The sequence below is a fragment of the Sphingobacterium sp. UBA3549 genome (assembly GCF_002376635.1).
In the GTDB taxonomy this organism is placed as follows: domain Bacteria; phylum Bacteroidota; class Bacteroidia; order Sphingobacteriales; family Sphingobacteriaceae; genus Sphingobacterium.
The window spans coordinates 67245-81732 of sequence record NZ_DFOE01000018.1 but is presented as its reverse complement, the minus strand read 5'-3'; the positions used below and the strand labels follow the sequence as shown (position 1 = coordinate 81732).

Genomic DNA, 14488 nt, shown 5'->3' with positions numbered 1-14488 from the left:
ACGTTCCTTTGCCGAGGAGACAATAGGGTATCCCTAATCAGTGTATTCAAAACTAAAGAATTCAAACCACATTTGGTAATTTCAAATCTGAGATACTTCATTTCAAGGATTTACAACCCGACATGCTGCCCCCATTGCCCAATCGGCAATCGTCCTTATACAATAATGGAGCCAAGAAGAAAAAATAAGAATCACATCAGTCATGTGGTGCTACAACCTATACTGCTGTTAGCAATAGGCTTATTGATACGAATGAAATGATTTTGACACTTGCCAACTGCCACTCTCATACACCAAAGTCACTAGGTCAGTCATGCTAAAGCTGTCAAATTTCAATACAATTTTTGCAATCAGATAATCTCCAGATTTTTCGACGATCTTGATATGCGTTTTGCAATTCAAAATTTCACCCTGTTGTTTATTCAAACATTCAATCACCGCACGGCGTCCATAGGTATGTATAGTGGAAGTATGAATTTTTTGACTGAAATCTTGGGCAAACAATTGCTCTAGACCAAAAGATGCTCCGGCAGTAGTTACCGCAACATAATGCTGCAAGGCGAATTCTGCTGTGGAGAGATTAATAGAAATTCTTTCTGATTTTGATACTGGTTTTTCAGCTGCCATGGCAACTGATGATAAGGCGATTAAAGCTGCTACTGTGAATGTTTTTACGAATCCTTTCATACTATCTTTTTGTTCAATTGTGTTAGTTTATATCCTCTTCCTTGTTGATCCGAAACTACAGATCAATATGCCGCTAACCCAAAGACTTTAGACCAAAGGTCTTTTAATCTCGGTGAATGACGGAAATGAAGAGGTGAATATAAGAACCATGTTAACTGCTGCATGCCAAATACTATACCAGTAGCTACAATAAAAACATTTGTTCCTCTCAGCACATTTAAAGGCATTTTCAAGACCCTCTACGAAAAAGAAAATGTGCGCATACGAACAGTTTCAAAATAAATTGTTCGCATGCGCACACTGCATAAAAAGCAATGCCTTTTAAGCGTATATTTTCCCTGTGGCGGCTAGAAATAATAACGATAATAATAAATAATTGATGTTCATTTGCTTAAAAATGATATTGAGCACAAAAAGATTTGTTCAATTTACATCTTTTCTTCATGCTTAAGGGTAACTTTTCATATGCGCTACGTCTTTTTCATTATTCGTTATATAAATAGGAGTTTTAGCTATTATTTCTTGTTTGATGTATCATTGATATTTCTATGCTATTCCTTCGGAGCTTCTCTGCCAATTCTTTGTTCTTTGTTCGGGCCTTCTTTGAGCTTGGTTTGGGCTTTGTTCGCTTATTTACTGCCGTTTGCTTGCTGTTTCTCCGTTTATTCTTTGCTGTTTCGTTGGTATTTCTCTGCTTATTCTCTGCTTATTCTTTGCTGTTTCGTTGGTATTTCTTTGCTGTTTCTCTGCGTATTCTTTGCTGTTTCGTTGGTATTTCTTTGCTATTTCATAGGTAGAAAAGCAAAGAAACAGCAAGAGAACATCCACGAACAAGTTAACTTTGTACCTACCAAAAGCGAGTATAAGCTCCAAACTTAGCAATACAAATTAACATACACACCTATTACCCTCCCGAAACTTAGAAAGCAATTCATAAGCTCAACGGCAAAAACCAACTGTTCACAATAAAAAAAAGTCGCATCGGAAGATGCGACTCAGTAACTAGTTAATTAAAATGATCTTTTGCAACACGGGACACTACAATTATTCTACTGGCTTTACAACAAAAGAGAAGGAATAATTTTTGTAAGGCAACGTATATTCCTGAAGCGGCCATGCTCCCCAGCTATTGACTCCTCCCACTCCCATCTGTTTAAGGTCAATATTAAGCTGCGTTTGCTTCCTCTTAACCAGGTCGGCAGCATGACGCTGCTGACGCTTGAGACCATCATCCAAATCTTTGTCAAAATAATGCAAAGCACTCATGCTAAACGTCGAATCTCCCGTAAACAACAATCCACGGCCACGTTTATTTTTTATTTCCATCCATCTAACGTCCGTCTTATTACCTGTCTCCTGTGGCATTACATAGGGAAAATACTGCTGATCCACCGTCTGTTTATAAATTCCCACAGGTGATGAAAAATTACGGTCAATGTAGTTTTCCTGCGGTCCCCTTCCATAGTAATTGATGGTTTCAAAGCCTGAAGGCAGGATCCATTGCATACCGAAACGTGGAAGAACAGCTACCTTTTTTGTGGTATCAGCAAGGAATGACTGAGAAATACGCATTTCACCCGATTGATTAATGCAATATTTCATTTCCAACTGTCCATACACTTGCGGCATTTTATAGGTAGCATCCACATACGCTAGATTATTGACAACTGTTGATTTAATTTCAATCAATTCAATAGAATCTGAAACCTGCTTCCAAGACTTCAATTTTTCCGGTGTATTTGCCCCAAAGTCATTATCATTCGGTGCACGCCAGAAATTACTCTTAAATGTGGTATGCTCATCAACAAAAGCCTGCCCTTTAAATTGATATCTCGTTAGCCATCCTGACTTAAGATCAAACTCAATTAGCAGATCCTTGGCCGACACGATGAGATTTCCATCTTTTCGCTCAGTATTGATTTTTCCTTGTGCTAAAACGGCGGTCTTAGGCCGAAAAACACCTCCTAAAAATAACTGTTCAGTTGCTATAATATGCCCAGTTGGAAGTAAGGCCTCGGCTTTTTTCAGTCGATATGTTAGATTCAGAAACTTTTCGCCAGATTCTACGCTTTGATAAGGAATAGATAGCACCGCAGATTGTTGCGGCGACACATTCAAATTCTTGATTAGCCCAGATTCAGTTTTTTTCCCATCAACTATAATTTCCCATTGAAGTTCAACATTTTCAAGCCCTCTAAAAAAGCGCTCATTGTAAATTGATATCTTTTTTTCACCCAATAAACTAGTATGAATATCCTGATATACTTTTTTCATTTCCCATGCATGGGGATAGGGAGTTCTGTTCGCGTAAAAAATTCCTTTAGAAGCATAATTCCAGTCCGTGATAGCTTCTTTAGGTTCGTAATCTCCGCCATAGGTATATACCGTATCTCCTTTAGCATTGACTTTAATAAAACATTGATCCACAAAATCCCAGATATATCCACCTTGAAATATCCCTTTGTTTGCCCGAATGATATCCCAATAATCCTTGAAATTTCCCAACGAATTTCCCATGGCATGTGCATATTCACATTGAATAAAAGGCCTTTCCGGCTTAGGGTTACGGGCTGCATAATTTTTCATCGCAGATGGACTGGCATACATAGGCACCACTAAATCTGTATTCCAGTCAAATCTTAATTCGCCATAATTATTCACGGCCCTTTCGTATTGTACCGGACGGCTGGTATCGAGCTCTTTCATTCGGAGGTAAGCCCGGTAGAAGTTATACCCATTTCCGGCTTCATTGCCCATGCTCCAAATAATGACACTTGGATGATTCCGATCTCGCTGAATAAGACGTTCAACACGTGCCACATGCGCTTTTTCCCAGCTCGGCCTATTGGCCATGGTATAGGACAGATCATAGCCCATACCATGTGATTCGATATTAGCTTCGTCGATCACATACAGACCGTATTGATCACAGAGCTGCAACCAATACTCGGCATTGGGGTAGTGGCTGGTACGAACGGCATTGATATTGAATTTCTTCATAAGTTGTATATCCCGCAACATACTCTCTTTTGAGATCACATGCCCTGAGACGGGATCTGTCTCATGTCTATTTATTCCTTTAATAAGAATAGGTTGTCCATTCACCAGCAACTGCCCACCTCTAATCTCGATAGTACGAAAACCGACTCGCAGTGGAATGACCTCGATTGTTTTGTCCTGATGGTCTATAAGCTTAACAACTACCTGATATAAATTCGGTACCTCAGCAGACCACAGTGCAGGACTATCTACTGTCTGCTCAACATTTATTTCCTGTCCCGAAACTTTGACAGCTTTACTTGATATCACCCGGCCATTCTGCTGCAGCGTGATCTCTGCCTTTAAATTCTCCTGATTAATCCGGTTAAAAATGAGTTTGGTTTTTAAGACTCCTTTATCAAAAGAAGCATTGAGTGTTGGTGATAGTTGAATATCACGCACATGTAGCGGTTGTCGCATCAGCAAATAACAGTCACGCGTGATTCCGCTTAAACGCCACATATCCTGATCTTCCAAATAATTGGCTACCCCCCAACGCATAACACGCATGGTAATCAGATTTTTTCCTTTTCTTAAATACTTCGTTATGTCAAACTCAGATGGTAATTTACTATCCTCGCCATATCCGACATATTCGCCATTTACCCAAACAGATAAATTAGATTTAGCAGCTCCAATATGTAGAATAACAGGCTTCCCCTGCCAATCCGCAGGAATAACTACCTCGCGGCGGTACACCGCAGTAGGATTAAAATCCATCGGTACAATGGGGGGATTTGGCTTCCCGATCAAATAGGTAAACTCAAAACCTGAAGTAGTATACATCGGAAAACCGTATCCATTGAGTTCCCAATTAGCGGGCACCTGAAAATTGTCCCAATGACGATCGTCATAAGTTAATGATTCAAATTGAGCTGGCAACTGAGACGGGCTATTAACCCATTTGAATTTCCACGAACCATTCAAACTTAAATAAGAAGAGGATTCGCGCCAATCGTAGTTGATAATTTGATCTGTATTCGGAAAGGTTACAAAATCGGTATGCATGGGCAGTCGATTTTCTTCAGTAATCGTTTCATCCAACCAAGGGATCCCTTTTCGGATAACCGTATCTTGCTGTTCTTTTTTGTTTTGCTCATGCGTCAAAGTCACACTGGACTGCGCATAGCCCAACACGGTGACAATACTAGACAGAAAAATAAGCGTGAATTTAGTCACTATTTGCATTTCTTATATTTTTAGGGATAACAAATTAATTCGAAACGGCAGATTTGTCTGGCCTAATCGAACTTGAATAGATTGATGCGGCCAAACTAATGAAATACACTTAAATCCCACTGGTCTCTCCAATTTATCTGTACTTTTTCATGCCGAAGATCAATAGGTAGCCAGATATACCTGCTATCCATAAGCTCCTTGGGCTTCCATCGGTCGGCCATAAAAATAAAGGAATCTTTTTTTCCTGCTACGGGAAGTACAAATGTCGACTGACCGTCAAAAGTCAAGGCTGAATTTGGCCCTCGCATCGGATCACCGAGTGATTTCCAAGGACCAAAAAGATTCTTGGCGACATGGAGCTCGGCACGATTCGGTGCCCAACCCGTGCATCCGCTAGTGATCAGGTAATACCGATCATTGTATTTGAATAATGCTGGAGCCTCCCTATGATTCCGAAATAGTAAAGAATCCTTCGCTGTTACATGGAGGTAATCATCCGTTAACTGTACCATGCGTAAAGCATAATTTTCGTCGGATGAATACACTTGGTACGCCTTCCCATCGGTATCCACAAATAAACTCATATCGCGTGACATATTGTTATTTGGCCTGAAACTATGGACAAACTGAAACGGTCCAAGAGGTGAGTCACTTACTGCAACAGCCGCCCTGGCCGCAGCATAGCCCTGACCTTTCAATTCGAGATGGAACCACATGACATATTTTTTCAGTTGCTCCTGATAGATAACTTTAGGTCTTTCCATAATACAGCCCCAAGCAATATCACTTGTAGAATCTGCGCTCGGCGTTAGCGCCAATCCTTCAAACTTCCAGTGATGCAAATCATTGGATGAATACACATTGACTCCCTGAGATGTTGTTCCACCACGTTTCTCTCCATACCAATAGTATTTTCCATTCTGATGAAGTACGCCGCCGCCGTGTGCATTGATCACATCACCGCTGTCGTCTGTCCATCTTTCCCCTGGTTTAAAACTACTCACTTGAGCAGATTTCACTTTTTGATAGACCCGTACATAATCAATTTCATATTTTGCCGGAAGTAATTTATGATCTATCGCACCGCCATTTGTACCGCCTAGAGCCAAATTTAACAGCAGATAATGCGGTTGGGTAAATGGGTTAAAGCCTGTACCATCCCGATTAACCAATTGGTCCATCGTAACGCGAAGCATCTCAATATCGTCCACATACAGCGCAATAGCATCTTCGTCCCAGATCATTCGCCAAATATGAAACTGATCAGCCCAAGCTTTTCCCCCAAGATCTTTAACTGCCCTAGTCTGACCGAACCAATGGGCTTTCCACCGCTGATCAGTACCTGTCGCGATATTCGCCAATATTTTGCCACGGTAATACTCCATAATATCTATTTCGCCATTGGACGGCCACTCTTTGGTCGTTCCTAATGTCCAGAAAGCAGGCCAAAGCCCAGCGCCAACAGGTATACGTGCCCGAATTTCAAAAATTCCGTATCTCCAGCTTTGCTTTCCTAATGTATTTATTGAAGCTGAAGTATACCTTATCTGCTTTCGGCTGCTAATCCAATCTTTACTGTCTTGAATAAAACCCGGATGCTTGCGTTGTTCTTTTTTTGCTTCAATAATCAATAGGCCATTACGACAGAAAGCATTTTCCTTTTGATACCATTGTTCTTCGCGGTTACGTTTGAAACCTTCTTCGTAGCTCCACTTGTTTGTATCTAGCGTGCCTTGATAATCGAACTCATCCGACCAGACTAAGTCATACTCCTGTGGGATGGGTTTTTGGCTGTATGCGGCAAAACAGCTTAAAAGCAAAATAAGACAGACAGATATAGGTGTTTTCATGATTTATTTTAAGTCTCTTTGAGCGAATAGTTATTGATTATTCGCAAACAAAAATATCACCCTTTTTCTATCTAGACAAGGGGGATATTGAGTCAAAAAGAGGGATATATTCGTATTTATGTAATAATACAATGACACAAACACGATTTAGCTTTTCGAATTCCCAATTAGATCACAAACTCATTCCTAGAGTAAATGCTACCCCTTTAGATTCTAGATCCACATTTCCATACCCAATTCCCGTCAAAGGCATTTTAACAAATGGTTTCACGCCGATATTAATTTTATCGTTGATTTTCTTCTCAATAGAAACCGAAAAATCCGCGACACCAAAGATATGCTGGTTCTCGCCATTCACTTCATAGACGGCACTGTTTTGAGATCCGCTATAGCTCCCCCCACCTTCATAATCGAAAGTGTATTTTTCCTTCAGCATAAAATAACTTGAAAGCCCTGCGCTCACATTAAATTTGACGTTTTTACTTTTAAGTACGGTGTAACTTGCTGTCAAGGGAACATCAAGAACATCACAAACGGCACTTACATTGCTGGGCAACTGAGCCATCTCCGGTGGATTTGATGGTGTATAAAACTTATATGCTGATTTATAATTCTTCTTAGCATAAGTCGCTCCCACAGAAACATGAAATCCTTTTGCGAGCGGATAGGAATAAGCCAAGCCGACATTTTCACTAAGGGAAGATTTCCCTGCTCCACGTACGCTTGTAAGATCTGGCCCAACGAGGAAACTAACAACCGACCGCTCCTCTTCCTTCCTCATGGCACCTATGGTTTCTTTAGGTTGATAAATAGCTGCCAAGCGCTCCCCTATCCCTTCAATCGGTTCTTCTTTTAAGTTGAAACTAGGTAATCTACGATGACTATATTCTATAGGAGTAATAGTAAATGTTGTTCCCTGTTTTCCATCCTGTATCCTTGTCAAATTTATATCGGCGACCTGCATTAAAAGAATATCCTGCAGTATTCTATTTTCACTTGGTACCGCTAAACCACTATTCATACCTGTATGCGGCTGAAATGCAACCCCACCTAAATCTTGTTCAGGTTCATGTCGCAAATTTTCCTGACGATGAATAGTTCCATTTTCCAACCCTTCTTTTTCAGACAAAATATTGGCTTCATTGATTTCATTCAGCACATCGTTAGACTTAAGTAATTGGTCATTCCAGATAAAAAAAGCTATTAAAACTGCTGCAACTGTGGTCGCTAATGTTATTAAAAGTACAATCTTTCTTTTCTTTAAACGATTTGACTGATTCAACCGTGATTCTATATTTTGCCAATGTGATTCATCAAACTCAAAATGAACATCATTTAGGCCGTCTTTAAAAATTTCATCAATCTTATTTTTATCCTTTTCCATCATGCTTTCTCTTGAGTTTTATCAAATTTTACACCTTGAACTTCCATTATTTGTACAAGTCGCCCGCGTGCTTTATGTAAATTAGATTTTGATGTTCCAATAGCAATACCCAGCATGCCACTAATTTCCTCATGTCCATAACCATCTATTGCGTAGAGGTTGAACACCGTTCTGTATGCCGGTGGAAGCTGCTGTACCATCGCCAATAGGTCTTCATAGTTTAACTTTTGAGTGATGCTATCATCTTCCACAATAGCGTGCTCATACAAGGATACATCGAGGAGGAAGCCCTGTTTAATCTTTGCGCGGTAAAAATCAATTGCAGTATTCGTCATGATTTTTTTGATCCATATGGAAAAAGGCTTCTGAAAATCATATTTACCAATATTTTTAAAAATCTTAAAAAAACCTTCATTTAAAATACTTAGTGCATCTTCTCTGTTATTAGCGTAGCGCAGACATATACCTAAAGACATCGCATAGTAAATGGTATAAAGATCTTTCTGAGCTCTCCGGTCCTCATCAATACATCCTTTAATAATATGGATAGATTTTTCGTCAACTTCTGTTATCGCCACTCGATATTGCTTCTTTCTTTTGATAAATATAGTATTAAGTCTAATACGAACGGATTGTAAGAAAGGTTGCCTGCAAAAAATATTTTTTTTTTGAATCAATTTCAAAGCAACCTTTCTTTTGAAATGATCGTAATATCAACAGATTATTTCAAAAAAGGCACTCATATGAAAGTAACAAAAAAACACGTAAAGCTAGTCTTTCTCGGTCTATTGACCTTAACAATGTTTTCTGCATGTTCAAAAAACGATGCAGCTCCTGACAATGTAGAAAATAAAAATAGGGGTATACAAATATCTGCCAATGCCCAGTTTGGTAATATCCTGACCGATGCAAACGGTAGAACACTGTACTTTTTCTCCAATGATACAAAAGGCATCTCTACCTGTAATGGTAATTGTTTGGCAACTTGGCCAGTTTACCATAGTAACGAAACAAGTACGGATGTAAAAATTGATAAAAGCCTGATGGGTGAAATCACACGCGAAGATGGTTCCAAGCAAAGTACATTTAAAGGCTGGCCACTTTATTACTATGCTGGCGATGGTCAATCTGCTCAGGTGAAAGGGGATGCTATAAATAAAATATGGTATGTAGCCAAACCCGATTATTTACTTATGGTTGCCAATGCCCAACTCGTCGGACACGACGGTAAAAACTATTTAGGTGATTATACCGAAGGAATAGCAAAAACAATGTATCTAACAGATGATACAGGTAGAACACTGTATGCCTTTAAGCCTGATAAATTCAACAAAAACAATTATACTGCCGCAGATTTCAGCAATGATCCGATCTGGCCAATTTTCCAAAAAGAAACAGGAGCCCTTCCTTCGCTTATTCGTACAACTGATATCGCCGTAATTAGCGTCTATGGAAAGAAACAATTGACTTTCAAAGGATGGCCCTTATATTACTTCGGTCAGGATATACAACATGGAGACAATAAAGGAATAAGTTTCCCACGTGTTGGTGTTTGGCCGATCGTAAATGACAATACAACCGTTGCTCCTGCAAACTAAATCTATACTAACGATTCAAACATATGGCACAAAAACATAAAACAGCGATTCCTTGCCTCATAGCATATCATCACTACGTCATTTCGCTCTTAACCATATCGGCTCTCACTTTCTCCGCCTGTACGAAAAAGCAGGCTCAGGAACTTACGACCAATCCAGATAACGGTACTGAAACGGTGACAGCCGAGAATGTATCGTATACGAATTTTTCTAAAGCTCTTTTCGAAAGCAAATGTAGTTCATGCCACGGAACAGGACGTTCGGCTAGCGGACGATGGACATTTAATGGCTATACTTCCGTAAAAGACAACATCGCAAGAATTAACAACGCTGTACTGGTCACCAAATCCATGCCGATAGGCGGGGCGCTAACTTCAAAAGAAATAGAACTGCTTGATGCATGGATAAAGAGAAATTCACCTGAAAATTAATGATATCAATATGAAAAAAATTAACATTTACATGGTGCTCTTCATGATGCTTATCAGCGTGGGGACATTTGCTCAACAAAAGACCTACCTTGTTTCAAAAGAAAACAGCATTACCTTTTTTAGTAGCGCCCCTTTAGAGAACATTGAAGCTAAAAGTACATTAGGAACTTCGGCTATAAACCTTCAAACCGGAGAAATCATTTTTAGAGTAAAAAATACATCTTTTCAATTTGACAAAAAGCTGATGCAGGAGCATTTCAATGAAAACTACATGGAAAGTGACAAATATCCCCTATCAGAATTTAAAGGCAAAGTCGAAAATGCGGACAAATTAACAAAAGACGGTAATTATACGCTCAACGTAACAGGAACACTTCAGGTTCATGGAGTTACCAAATCGTACAGCATAAAGGTCGAGTGTACCGTAAAAAATGGAACGATAAGGGCTATTTCAAATTTTCAAGTAAGACTTGCAGATCACAAAATAACAATTCCATCGATCGTTGGAAAAAAGATTGCTGAAGTCGTCAAAATAACCATTGATGCGACCTACAAACCCTAAAAATTCGAATGCATTTCAAATGAAAAAAACGCTACTTATACTCTTGTGCTTAACTTCTGCAACATCATATGCCCAGGAAGACCTAGAGAAATTGATTCATATCGATACACCGAAAAATGAAAAAGTCACAGCAACCTTTAAATCCGGCAACCTGATCAATCTTAAAACTACAGAGACTATTCATCGAAATGAAATGGACTTTCGAGTAGATCACCGTTTTGGTGATATCGCGGGCAGTGCAGGCGGTGGGAAAAATTTCTTTGGTCTGGATAATTCTACAGACATCCGTATAGGATTTGATTATGGACTCTTAGATAATCTAAATATCGGAATTGCCCGCGCGAAAGGCGCGACAGAAGTTAGACAACTCTTTGAGGGCAATCTAAAATACCGATTTATCGACCAAACAGTAGATAATAGTGTCCCTATTTCCGTAGCTCTTTTTGCAAGCACTACCCTATCTGCAATGGAGGCAAGTACTGATAAAGCTTCGGCTGCAAGCTTTGATACCTTCAGTGACCGATTAAGTTATGTAACGCAACTCATTATTGCTCGAAAATTCAGTTCAAATCTATCGCTCGTTTTGGTACCGTCCTATCTTCACCGCAACTATACCGCACATAATGATCAAAATGATTTGTTTGCACTTGGAATTGGTGGACGGGCGAAAGTCAGCAATCGGGTCGCATTAGTGGCGGACTATACATTACCTTTCCGAAAATCATCAAATAAAAAATACCGTGAAGATCTAAGTGGGCAGCGTTATTATAATGCCTTAGGGATAGGTATTGAAATGGATACTGGTGGACATATATTCCATCTAAATTTCACAAATGCGACGGCAATTCAAGAATCTCAGTTTATCAGCGAAACAAATAGCTCCTGGGCTAAGGGACAATTCCGCTGGGGATTCAGCATCGCGAGACGTTTCAACTTCAATAAAAAATGACAGTTAAAAACCTGAATTAAAGATCATTAAAGACAATAATACGCTAGGTAAATTAAAAATTCAAAAGCTAAAAAACAGATAAGCATCTACCTTTTCTAATGAGCACGTTGAAAAAAAATTCCCCAACAGGTTTTATACCTGTGGGGAATTTTACTATTACACAATATTAACTCTACAAGTCATTTAACCAAGTATTAACCTCGTCTTGTGTTTTTCCGGTCTTCTTTTGAAGTTTACCGACTAACTCGTCTTCTTTGCCTTCTGCGTACATCAGATCATCATCTGTAAGGTCTGCATATTGTTGTTTTACCTTGCCTTTGATCTCATTCCAACGGCCTTTCCATGTTAAATCACTCATAATTATTCTCCTTTCATTAGTTATTAATAGAACAGCATTAATCAAATAATCGTTTTAAAAATTTATTTTTAAAGTCGTAATCGTTATACCAGCGCTTTTTATCCTGGTATTATTATTTTCGGTTACAATTAGCGGTCCAAGCTTTTCCGTCTTTCGTGTAGCCAATAGTTAATTTTCCAGCATCAATACGAATAACTCCTGTACCAGCTGAACCAATATTGATTAAGACATTATCCTTTTTCTCGAAATCTACTCCATTCAGATTAGGAATACCATTCCCGAAAGCAAAATTATAGGTATCGCCAGCTTTTGTTACCGTAACTGTCCCTTCTGCCGCTGCAACATCATTGTCATTGTTGTTTAAATCATCAAAAGAAATTGTACCTTCGTATTTTCCAATAAAAAGATCATTGTCTGCCGGATCATCATCTTTGCTGCATGCCGTAAAACCTACTAATACCGTAAAAATAAGCATACCTAGTCCCAGTGTTTGAATTAATTTTTTCATACGTCAAATGTGTTAATGTAAATATTCTATTTTATTATAGCGGGGTAAAATTCAAACTTTATGCCATCCCAATTTCACATCATAAACATCCGTATCAAATCCCTAATAAGAGGTATAAATACCGTATCATAGTATTTATACCAACCACTGTAACAATTTTAGCGGGCATAATATCTTACTAACAGACGCTATGTGAAAGAATTTATAACCTTTAGGTTATCAGTAGTTTTCAGTTTTAAGGCGTAAGAACGTTGGCAAAATATTATTGAAAAAACTTGGATCGAAAGCGCATTATCGCTAAATTCATTTATCCCAAGCCTACACTATGGAAATCAATTATGCGTTTATTGTTCGAAGATTTGAAGAATACTTTGACCTATGGAGCTCCAAAGTATATCAATATGCACTCAACAAAACCAAATCTTCTTATCTAGCCGAAGAAACTGTGCAGCGTGTATTTATCAAACTCTGGAAAAATATGTGTGACAAAAATATTGATGCCGCCATAGCATCTCAGATTTTCTGTATCACTCGGACGGTAGTTATCGATTTAGTCAAGTCAGAGTATAATCGAAAAAAACTTCTGAATCACGATCATACAGTTGTCTTGCGCCATAGCCCTCAGGATGATTTTTATGCCAAACAACTTACATCCACACTTCATGAAATTGTCGATAAGCTACCGGAGAAACGCAAGGAGATTTTTATGCTAAGCCGGTTTTCCAATCTTTCGCATCGAGAAATTGCGGACAAGCTGGCCATATCGACGAAAACCGTAGAAAATCAACTGACACTAGCACTAAAAACTATTCGAAAGGCTTTACTGTTGAGTATGCTGGCGCAAATTATTTTTTAATTTCTTTGGGGGCTACCTCGTTTTCGATCGTAATCTTTATACATGAAGATTACAAAAACACTCATCGATAAATACCTAAGCGGTAAAGCCAGTGCGGAAGAAATTGCCGCAGTAGAAAATGCGCTGGCCAATAACGAGTTTTATTGGGAGGATTTTATGCCGGAAACGGAATGGCAAGCACATGAGATGGATTCTGATTTTAAAAACCAAAAGGAAATAAAAGCGCGTATTTTCAAACAATTAGGGCAAAAAAATAGCGATCGTTTCAGCTGGTTAAAATATGCGGCTATTATCCTCTTCATTGGAATAGGAGCTTGGCTGGGATTAACCCAAATCGATTTTCCTGAACATACCACCGCATACCGTATCGCGAAAAAAGTCCAGCCAACACCGCAGGAGAAACCCGACAATTTGTATTATATCAATTCAGGTAATACTGTTCAACACATTGAAGTTCCAGATGGATCTACGATCGAACTATTCCCCAATTCTGAAGTGAAATTTAGTTCCGATTTTGCGGACATCACTTCGCGCGACATCCAATTAAAAGGTAAAGCCAAATTTACCGTAGCAAAAAATAAGGCAAAGCCATTTCGCGTTCATACGGCAGATTTGACAACAACCGCGCTTGGCACTGTTTTCAGTGTAGAAGAAGGTGTTAGCGCGATTACAAAAATAAAACTCTATGAAGGCCGTATTGAAGTCACAAGCAATACAAGTTCCGGAAATAAAAAACCCTTAAACCTGCATTTTTTACCCAATGAAGAAATCAGCATTGACCGCAAGCAGCAACAGATCGTTGCCGAAACCCGAATCAATGCTTCTCAATCCAGCAAAAGGGGATCATATCTAAAAACAAGTGGACAACTGATCTTTAAAAACCTCCCTTTGCACGCTGTACTTCATATCATCAGTCATAATTATGCGGTTAAACTAAACTTTGAACCTAAAGATATACAAGATAAATACTATAGTGGAACGTATAAAAATACGGCATCCGCATACCTCAACATGCTAGCTGATATCCAAGCACTTCATAGGATAACCATTCATGTACAAACCGAATAAAATTCACTCAATTAACCCA

The 14488-nt window shown here is 39.0% G+C and carries 13 protein-coding genes; 6 read left to right on the top strand and 7 right to left on the bottom strand.

Annotated elements, in window-relative coordinates; all coding sequences use genetic code 11:
* Positions 1-240: 240 nt before the first annotated feature.
* The 5 genes from B2W36_RS10520 to B2W36_RS10500 form a co-directional block, all read right to left on the bottom strand.
* Positions 241-687: a nuclear transport factor 2 family protein gene (locus B2W36_RS10520; protein WP_293887674.1), complete on the bottom strand. Its 447-nt coding sequence runs from the start codon at positions 685-687 to the stop codon at positions 241-243.
* A gap of 1044 nt (positions 688-1731) precedes the next feature.
* Entirely contained in the window at positions 1732-4914 is a 3183-nt protein-coding gene (locus tag B2W36_RS10515; protein ID WP_293887673.1) for a glycoside hydrolase family 2 TIM barrel-domain containing protein, read from the bottom strand.
* A gap of 86 nt (positions 4915-5000) precedes the next feature.
* On the bottom strand, positions 5001-6755 hold the full coding sequence (locus B2W36_RS10510; RefSeq protein ID WP_293885408.1) for a family 43 glycosylhydrolase: 1755 nt from the start codon (positions 6753-6755) through the stop codon (positions 5001-5003).
* A gap of 172 nt (positions 6756-6927) precedes the next feature.
* Positions 6928-8142: an outer membrane beta-barrel protein gene (locus B2W36_RS10505; RefSeq protein WP_293887672.1), complete on the bottom strand. Its 1215-nt coding sequence runs from the start codon at positions 8140-8142 to the stop codon at positions 6928-6930.
* Positions 8139-8717 (bottom strand): RNA polymerase sigma factor, encoded by a 579-nt coding sequence (locus B2W36_RS10500; RefSeq protein WP_293887671.1) that lies wholly within the window; start codon positions 8715-8717, stop codon positions 8139-8141. The genes B2W36_RS10505 and B2W36_RS10500 overlap by 4 nt, the downstream gene beginning before the upstream one ends.
* Positions 8718-8882: 165 nt before the next feature.
* Here B2W36_RS10500 and B2W36_RS10495 point away from each other — a divergent pair, with 165 nt between their 5' ends.
* The 4 genes from B2W36_RS10495 to B2W36_RS10480 are packed head-to-tail and all read left to right on the top strand — an operon-like array spanning position 8883 to position 11679.
* Positions 8883-9737 (top strand): hypothetical protein, encoded by an 855-nt coding sequence (locus tag B2W36_RS10495; RefSeq protein WP_293887670.1) that lies wholly within the window; start codon positions 8883-8885, stop codon positions 9735-9737.
* 23 nt (positions 9738-9760) lie between these two features.
* Positions 9761-10168: a c-type cytochrome gene (locus B2W36_RS10490; protein ID WP_293887669.1), complete on the top strand. Its 408-nt coding sequence runs from the start codon at positions 9761-9763 to the stop codon at positions 10166-10168.
* Positions 10169-10178: 10 nt separating this feature from the next.
* Positions 10179-10730, top strand: coding sequence for a YceI family protein (locus B2W36_RS10485; protein WP_293887668.1), 552 nt, complete (start codon positions 10179-10181; stop codon positions 10728-10730).
* A gap of 19 nt (positions 10731-10749) precedes the next feature.
* Entirely contained in the window at positions 10750-11679 is a 930-nt protein-coding gene (locus B2W36_RS10480) for a DUF5777 family beta-barrel protein (protein ID WP_293887667.1), read from the top strand.
* Positions 11680-11851: 172 nt separating this feature from the next.
* Here the strand turns inward: B2W36_RS10480 and B2W36_RS10475 are convergent, their stop codons facing one another.
* Complete coding sequence (locus tag B2W36_RS10475; protein WP_209576504.1) at positions 11852-12037, bottom strand: CsbD family protein; 186 nt, start codon at positions 12035-12037, stop codon at positions 11852-11854.
* Positions 12038-12149: 112 nt separating this feature from the next.
* On the bottom strand, positions 12150-12545 hold the full coding sequence (locus tag B2W36_RS10470) for a hypothetical protein (RefSeq protein ID WP_293887666.1): 396 nt from the start codon (positions 12543-12545) through the stop codon (positions 12150-12152).
* Positions 12546-12870: 325 nt separating this feature from the next.
* On the opposite strand from B2W36_RS10470, the gene B2W36_RS10465 reads away from it, so the two are divergent.
* A complete protein-coding gene (locus B2W36_RS10465) occupies positions 12871-13401 on the top strand; it encodes a sigma-70 family RNA polymerase sigma factor (RefSeq protein ID WP_293887665.1) in 531 nt (176 codons plus the stop codon).
* 42 nt (positions 13402-13443) lie between these two features.
* Entirely contained in the window at positions 13444-14469 is a 1026-nt protein-coding gene (locus B2W36_RS10460; protein WP_293887664.1) for a FecR family protein, read from the top strand.
* Positions 14470-14488 lie beyond the last annotated feature (19 nt).

What these genes read in the sequence shown, in the direction of transcription:
- B2W36_RS10520 (WP_293887674.1), bottom strand. Translation starts at nt 687, where the DNA reads ATGAAAGGATTCGTAAAAACATTCACAGTAGCAGCTTTAATCGCCTTA.
- B2W36_RS10515 (WP_293887673.1), bottom strand. Translation starts at nt 4,914, where the DNA reads ATGCAAATAGTGACTAAATTCACGCTTATTTTTCTGTCTAGTATTGTC.
- B2W36_RS10510 (WP_293885408.1), bottom strand. Translation starts at nt 6,755, where the DNA reads ATGAAAACACCTATATCTGTCTGTCTTATTTTGCTTTTAAGCTGTTTT.
- B2W36_RS10505 (WP_293887672.1), bottom strand. Translation starts at nt 8,142, where the DNA reads ATGATGGAAAAGGATAAAAATAAGATTGATGAAATTTTTAAAGACGGC.
- B2W36_RS10495 (WP_293887670.1), top strand. Translation starts at nt 8,883, where the DNA reads ATGAAAGTAACAAAAAAACACGTAAAGCTAGTCTTTCTCGGTCTATTG.
- B2W36_RS10490 (WP_293887669.1), top strand. Translation starts at nt 9,761, where the DNA reads ATGGCACAAAAACATAAAACAGCGATTCCTTGCCTCATAGCATATCAT.
- B2W36_RS10485 (WP_293887668.1), top strand. Translation starts at nt 10,179, where the DNA reads ATGAAAAAAATTAACATTTACATGGTGCTCTTCATGATGCTTATCAGC.
- B2W36_RS10480 (WP_293887667.1), top strand. Translation starts at nt 10,750, where the DNA reads ATGAAAAAAACGCTACTTATACTCTTGTGCTTAACTTCTGCAACATCA.
- B2W36_RS10475 (WP_209576504.1), bottom strand. Translation starts at nt 12,037, where the DNA reads ATGAGTGATTTAACATGGAAAGGCCGTTGGAATGAGATCAAAGGCAAG.
- B2W36_RS10470 (WP_293887666.1), bottom strand. Translation starts at nt 12,545, where the DNA reads ATGAAAAAATTAATTCAAACACTGGGACTAGGTATGCTTATTTTTACG.
- B2W36_RS10465 (WP_293887665.1), top strand. Translation starts at nt 12,871, where the DNA reads ATGGAAATCAATTATGCGTTTATTGTTCGAAGATTTGAAGAATACTTT.
- B2W36_RS10460 (WP_293887664.1), top strand. Translation starts at nt 13,444, where the DNA reads ATGAAGATTACAAAAACACTCATCGATAAATACCTAAGCGGTAAAGCC.